The organism is Klebsiella sp. MS 92-3 (assembly GCF_000195655.1).
In the GTDB taxonomy this organism is placed as follows: Bacteria; Pseudomonadota; Gammaproteobacteria; order Enterobacterales; family Enterobacteriaceae; genus Klebsiella; species Klebsiella pneumoniae.
This window is the reverse complement of record NZ_GL882731.1, coordinates 20,651-27,021: the sequence shown is the minus strand read 5'-3', so window position 1 is coordinate 27,021 and position 6,371 is coordinate 20,651. Positions and strand designations below refer to the sequence as shown.

The following is a 6,371-nucleotide window of genomic DNA, read 5'->3' as shown; positions in this document are numbered from 1 at the left end:
GGGGGGGGGGGGGGGGGGGGGGGGGGGCTCGGGGGATCAGCGGCGGGCTTCGCGCCAGTAGCCAATGAGCGTCAGGTAGTTGCGTTTCACTTCCTCTATCAGGGCCTCATCGCTGAGCTCACCCTGCATCCAGCGCCGCGACGGCTGGCCAAAGATGGTGCGCCCGACGGCGAAACCTTTGATCATCGGGTGTGCGGCCGCCTCGGCGAAACCGGCGCGCAGTTTGTCGGAAGGGGCGTCAAGCCCGAGGATCAGGATCCCGCGGCTCCACGGATCTTCGCGCTCGATAAGGGCGGTGATCTGCTGCCAGCTGGCGCTGGAGAGCGGCGGCAGCTTCCACCAGTCCGGCTTGATCCCCAGCTGATAGAAGTGTTCCAGCATAGTGTGGTAATGGCGCTCGTCTTTGTCCGGGCCATTTTCCGGCAGGATCACCTCCAGCAGCAGTTCATGGCCTGACTTGTTACAGGCCTGCCAGACCTCGAGCAGCAGGGCGTCCTGCTCTGCACGCAGCGCCGCCGGGTCGTCCGGGTGATAGAAGACCAGGCATTTGACGACATGCTCCAGCGGCCAGTCGATCAGCTGCGAGCCGATGTTGCCATGCTCCAGACGCAGCGGTCGCGAGCTGGGCAGTTCGATAGGGCGGCCGATCCACCAGCCCTTGCCGGTAATGGCGTTGAGCGCACGCTGGCCGTAGGTGCCGTCGGCCAGAATGCCGCTGCGCTGATCGAGACCTGCCTCCTGCGCCGCCGCTTCGGCCGCGGCCAACAACAGCAGCTTGAGCTGCGGAATGCAGGCTTCGTCGCGCCCGGTCTCCCGCGCCAGATCGGCCAGCTGTTTACGATGGTCAAAGGCGAAAATGCACAGCTCCGGCCACTGCTGACGGCGGCTGGTGACCCGGTGCAGGTGGTTGAGGCGCTCGTCGACGTCCGGGCGCGGCACCGATTCGGCGCGCTGCAGGTAGTCGTCGAGTTCGACTTTGGTCGGCATCGCCGGCGCGCAGCCGTGGCGGGAGACCACCAGCGCCCCGCAGGCGTTGGCGTAACGGCAAGCCTGCTCCCAGCCTTCGTCGTTGAGCCAGCCGCGCAGCAGACCCGACATAAAGGCATCCCCGGCGCCCAGCACGTTGAGAACCTCCACGCGCACGCCCTGCTGTAGCGGCACCTGGTCCCAGCTGTCCGGGATGTCGCCTTCCAGCACCACGCAGCCCATCGGCCCGCGCTTGCAGACGAGAGTGGCTTTGGTGGCATTGCGCACATTTTTCAGCGCGGTCAGGGTATCGGTGCTGCCCCCGGCAATATGAAACTCTTCTTCGGTTCCCACCACCAAATCGAACAGATGCAGCACTTCCTGCAGCTGGCTGGTGACCGGTCCGGACTCAATGAAACGGGTTTCGCCATCGCCGAGCGAGGTGAGCCCCCACAGCACCGGACGGTAATCGATATCCAGCGCGGTACGCAGGCCGTGACGGCGGGCGTACTCCAGCGCCTTCAGCACCGCGGCGCGGGTGTTGGCGTGCGACAGGTGGGTGCCAGTCACCGCCAGCGCCCGCGAGGAGGCAATATACTCCTCGCTAATGTCGTCAGGCGTTAAGGCCATATCGGCGCAGTTATCGCGGTAGAAAATCAGGGGGAAGGTCTCCTGATCCTTAATCCCCAGCATCACCAGCGCGGTCAGGCGAGATTTGTCGGTAATCAGATACTCGGTATCCACCCCGGCGCGGTTGAGCGTTTCGCGCAGGAAACGGCCGTTGTGTTCATCGCCAACGCGCGCCAGCATGGCCGATTTCAGCCCCTGAATCGCGGTGCCAAAGGCCACGTTGCCGGAGGAGCCGCCCAGATATTTCGCGAAACTGGCAACGTCTTCTAGCCGCGAACCAATCTGCTGGGCATAGAGGTCGACGGCCACCCGACCTATACAGATGACGTCGAGCCGCTTTACTGCTGCATTCATAGCTAGGATTTCCTTTTTGGTGTCTGCTGCCTGGAAGGGTCGGGATCCCGACGTCGACTCCGTGAACAGCCTGAGGGTTATTGGTTACCCTTAGTTTGAGAAATAAATATTTCATTTGCAAACTCGTTCGAAATTAAAAAACCAAAAGTGTGAGGGATCTACCACTCTGCCGCACTGAGCCTCGCGCGAGCGCGGATCGCCCCCTCTGTCGACCGGGGGAAAAATGAAACGCCAAATGGCATCCATTTACCTATGATTTTTAAGGGGATATTTCCGTCTGGTGCGGCAAAAAAGGGCCTGAAAACGTGTCTGGAATGTAAGTGAAACGTATGAAATGGGTAGAGAGTTTGATCCTTCTCGCAAAATGAAATATTTCTTCTGTATTTGTATTTAATGAAAAAAATGTTTGCCTATAATCCACAGGTATTCCAGTGACGTGAACGACGGCCCCGGCGGCATCGGCGCGACGCCACACACAAATACTGAACAATAAGGATTGTGCATCATGGGCAAACTGAGACTGACAACGGCGCAGGCGCTGGTGAAGTTCCTCGATAACCAGTACCTGGAAGTGGATGGCGTAGAGCTGAAGTTCGTGAAAGGCATTTTCGCGATTTTCGGCCATGGCAACGTCCTGGGGCTGGGGCAGGCGCTGGAGCAGGACAGCGGCGATATGCGCGTCTATCAGGGGCGCAACGAGCAGGGGATGGCCCACGCGGCCACCGGTTTTGCCCGCCAGGCCCTGCGCCGGCAGATTATCGCCTGCACCTCCTCCATCGGTCCGGGAGCGGCCAACATGATCACCGCCGCCGGCACCGCCAGCGCCAACCGCATCCCACTGCTGCTGCTGCCGGGCGATGTCTTCGCCACCCGCCAGCCGGATCCGGTGCTCCAGCAGATTGAACAGAGCTACGATCTCAGCATTAGCACCAATGACGCTTTCCGCGCAGTCAGCAAATACTGGGACCGTATTACCCGCCCGGAACAGCTGATGAGCGCCTGCATCAACGCCATGCGCGTCCTGACCGACCCGGCGGAAACCGGCGCGGTGACGCTGTGCTTGCCGCAGGATGTGCAGGGCGAAGCCTGGGATTACCCGGAATCCTTCTTTGCGCGCCGCGTGCACCGTCTCGACCGGCGCCCGGCCAGCGCCGCGCAGCTGGCGGACGCCGTGGCGGCCATCAAAGCCAGCCGTAAACCGCTGATCGTCTGCGGCGGCGGGGTGAAATACTCCGGCGCGGGCGAAGCGCTGTCCCGTTTCGCCGAGCGCTACGGGGTGCCCTTCGCCGAAACCCAGGCCGGGAAGGGGACGGTGGTCTCGTCTCACCCCCTGAACGTCGGCGGCGTCGGCGAGACGGGCTGCCTGGCGGCGAACCTGCTGGCGAAAGAGGCCGACCTGGTGATCGGCGTCGGCACCCGCTTCAGCGATTTTACCACCGCCTCGAAATGGATTTTCCAGCACCCGGAGGTGCGTTTCCTGAATATTAACGTCAGCAACTTCGACGCCTGGAAGCTGGACGGCATTGCCATGCTGGCGGACGCCCGGGAAGCAATGACCGCTCTCGACGCGGCGCTGGCGGACAGCGGCTGGCAGGCCGGCTGGGGCGCGCAGATCGAGAGCGTGCAGAGCCGTCAGTTAAAAGAGACCCAGCGCGTCTACCAGGCGGTGTGGCAGGAGAAATCCTTTGTGCCGGAGATCGACGATCATCTCGATCGTGAATCGGTGTATCGCGAGTTCCGCCAGATCACCGACTCCACCCTGACCCAGAGCAGCGTTCTTGGAGTACTGAATGAAACGCTGCCGGCCGAGGCGGTGATCGTCGCGGCGGCGGGCAGCCTGCCCGGCGATCTGCAGCGCGTCTGGCGCAACCGTGCGGAAAACACCTACCACGTGGAGTACGGCTACTCCTGCATGGGATATGAAGTCAACGCGGCGCTGGGCGTGAAGCTGGCGCAGCCGCAGAGCGAAGTCTACTCCCTGGTCGGCGATGGCTCCTTCATGATGCTGCACTCTGAGCTGGTCACCTCCCTGCAGGAGCGGGCGAAGATCAACGTCGTGCTATTCGACAACATGGCCAACGGCTGCATCAACAACCTGCAGATGGAGCACGGGATGGACAGCTTCGGCACCGAGTTCCGCTACCGTCAGCCGGAAACCGGCCAGCTGCAGGGCGGCCTGGTGCCGGTGGACTTCGCCACCATCGCCGCCGGCTACGGCTGCAAAACCTGGCGCGTCACTACCCTGGACGAACTGCGCCACGCGCTGGACGCCGCCCGTCGCGAAACGGTCAGCACTCTGATTGATATTAAAGTGCTGCCGAAGACCATGGTGCACAAATACGGCAGCTGGTGGAACGTCGGAGTCGCCCAGACGGCGCTCTCTGAGCGGATCCGCAAGGTGGCGCAAATGATTAATGAAAAGCGCGCCCAGGCGCGTGATTACTAAAACGAACCTCTACCCTGAATCCTACAGACTTACGGAGAAAACCATTATGTCGCTCAAATTAGGTGTCATCGGCGCTGGCGCTATCGGTAAAGAACACATCCGTCGCTGCACCCAGGTTCTGCAGGGCGCCACCGTCGTGGCGGTGTCTGATATCAATGCCGACAACGCCCGTGCGGCGGTCGCGCTGCCGGGCGTGCAGGCGGAAGTCTACGCCGACGGCCACGACGTGATTAACGCCAGCGATGTCGATGCCATCCTGGTCACCTCCTGGGACCCGACCCACGAAGAGTACACTCTGGCCGCCATCGCCGCCGGTAAGCCGGTATTCTGCGAAAAACCGCTGGCGATGACCGCGGAAGGCTGCCGCCGCATCGTCGATGCCGAAATGAAGGCCGGCCGTCGTCTGGTGCAGGTTGGCTTTATGCGCCCGTACGACGAAGGCTATCTGGCGCTGAAAAAAGTGATCGACGATGGCGATATCGGCGCACCGCTGATGCTGCGCTGTGCCCACCGCAACCAGTCGGTCGGCGAGAACTACACCACCGATATGGCGATCACCAACACCCTGATCCACGAGCTGGACGTGCTGCGCTGGCTGCTGAACGATGACTACCGTTCCGTGCAGGTGCGCTTCCCGCGCTCCACCTCGCACACCCATGCGCGCCTGAAAGATCCGCAGATCGTCTCCTTTGAAACCAAAAAAGGCACCCTGATCGACGTCGAAGTGTTCGTGAACTGCCAGTACGGGTATGACATCCAGTGCGAAGTGGTCGGCGAGACCGGGATTGCCCGTCTGCCGGAGCCGTCTGCCGTCCAGATGCGCAAGTCCGCCAGCCTGTCGACCGCCATTCTGACCGACTGGAAAGACCGCTTTATCAAAGCCTACGACGTCGAGCTGCAGGCCTTTATCAACGACGTCAAAGCCGGTCAGCTGCACGGCCCGTCGGCCTGGGACGGCTACGCGGCGTCGGTGGCGGCGGACGCCTGCATTAAAGCGCAGGGAACCAGCGAGCCGGTTGAAGTGACGCTGCCTGAGTGCCCGGCATTCTACAAACGTTAAGCGCGTTTTGCTGACGGAACTTCTTTGCACAGGTAACGACGATGAAAATTGCCTTTGATGTGGATGTCATTAAGGACCTCGGGATCACCCGCATGGTCCATCAGGTAGCGGAGTGGGGCTACAAGTACATTGAACAGTCGCCGCACCCGCAGATAAACCCGTTCTACAAGCACCCGCGCGCCAGCCGGGAGATCATGGCGGAGTACAAGCAGGCGCTGCGCGATACCGGCCTTGAGCTGTCGTCGTTTATCTGCGTCTACCGCTGGTCCGGCCCGGACGAACTGCGCCGTCAGGCGGCGGTGAAAAACTGGAAACGGCTGGTGGAAATCGCGGTGGAGATGGACGTTCAGGTGATCAACACCGAGTTCTCCGGCGATCCGAATCAGCCTGAGATCTGCGATGAAATGTTCTATCGCTCAATGGAAGAGCTGTTGCCGATTTTTGAGCGGGAAGGCATCCGCGTGGAGATCCAGGCGCATCCCTGGGATTTCTGCGAAGAGAACAATGAAACCGTCGATATCGTGAAGTCGTTCCGCAGCGATAACGTGAAGTACGTCTACAGCGTGCCGCACACCTTTTTCTACGACAAAGGCGTCGGCGACGTGGCGAGCATGCTGCGCTATGCCGGGAGCGATCTCTCCCATGTCCTGATTGCGGACACCCGCAATCATACGAAACATTGCCGCTATATCGTTAACCCGCCGGGCGTGGATGCCGTGGTGCACCAGCACGTAGGCGTCGGGGAAGGGGATGTGGATTTCGACGCGCTATTCCGCACCCTGCGCGAAATGAAATTCGCCGAGCAGACCTTCAAGGTCGGCGGGGAGCCGATTGTCGCCACCTCGCTGTTTGGCTACCCGGAAAAAATGAAATACCAGGCAGTGGAAACCCGTGAACTTATTGAACGTGAATTGC

Annotated in this window: 4 protein-coding genes; 3 read left to right on the top strand and 1 reads right to left on the bottom strand. The window is 61.2% G+C overall.

Annotated elements, in window-relative coordinates; translation table 11 throughout:
• Positions 1-36: 36 nt before the first annotated feature.
• Entirely contained in the window at positions 37-1,950 is a 1,914-nt protein-coding gene (locus tag HMPREF9538_RS23670; RefSeq protein ID WP_004146797.1) for a bifunctional 5-dehydro-2-deoxygluconokinase/5-dehydro-2-deoxyphosphogluconate aldolase, read from the bottom strand.
• Between the two features lie 505 nt (positions 1,951-2,455).
• Between HMPREF9538_RS23670 and iolD the strand changes: the two genes are divergently transcribed.
• The 3 genes from iolD to HMPREF9538_RS23690 all read left to right on the top strand — a co-directional run.
• Entirely contained in the window at positions 2,456-4,396 is a 1,941-nt protein-coding gene (iolD, locus tag HMPREF9538_RS23680) for a 3D-(3,5/4)-trihydroxycyclohexane-1,2-dione acylhydrolase (decyclizing) (protein ID WP_004152191.1), read from the top strand.
• A gap of 46 nt (positions 4,397-4,442) precedes the next feature.
• On the top strand, positions 4,443-5,456 hold the full coding sequence (locus tag HMPREF9538_RS23685; RefSeq protein ID WP_004186740.1) for a Gfo/Idh/MocA family protein: 1,014 nt from the start codon (positions 4,443-4,445) through the stop codon (positions 5,454-5,456).
• Between the two features lie 41 nt (positions 5,457-5,497).
• On the top strand, positions 5,498-6,371 hold an 874-nt coding region (locus HMPREF9538_RS23690; RefSeq protein WP_009484072.1), incomplete at its 3' end, for a sugar phosphate isomerase/epimerase family protein.

What these genes read in the sequence shown, in the direction of transcription:
- HMPREF9538_RS23685 (WP_004186740.1), top strand. Translation starts at nt 4,443, where the DNA reads ATGTCGCTCAAATTAGGTGTCATCGGCGCTGGCGCTATCGGTAAAGAA.
- HMPREF9538_RS23670 (WP_004146797.1), bottom strand. Translation starts at nt 1,950, where the DNA reads ATGAATGCAGCAGTAAAGCGGCTCGACGTCATCTGTATAGGTCGGGTG.
- iolD (WP_004152191.1), top strand. Translation starts at nt 2,456, where the DNA reads ATGGGCAAACTGAGACTGACAACGGCGCAGGCGCTGGTGAAGTTCCTC.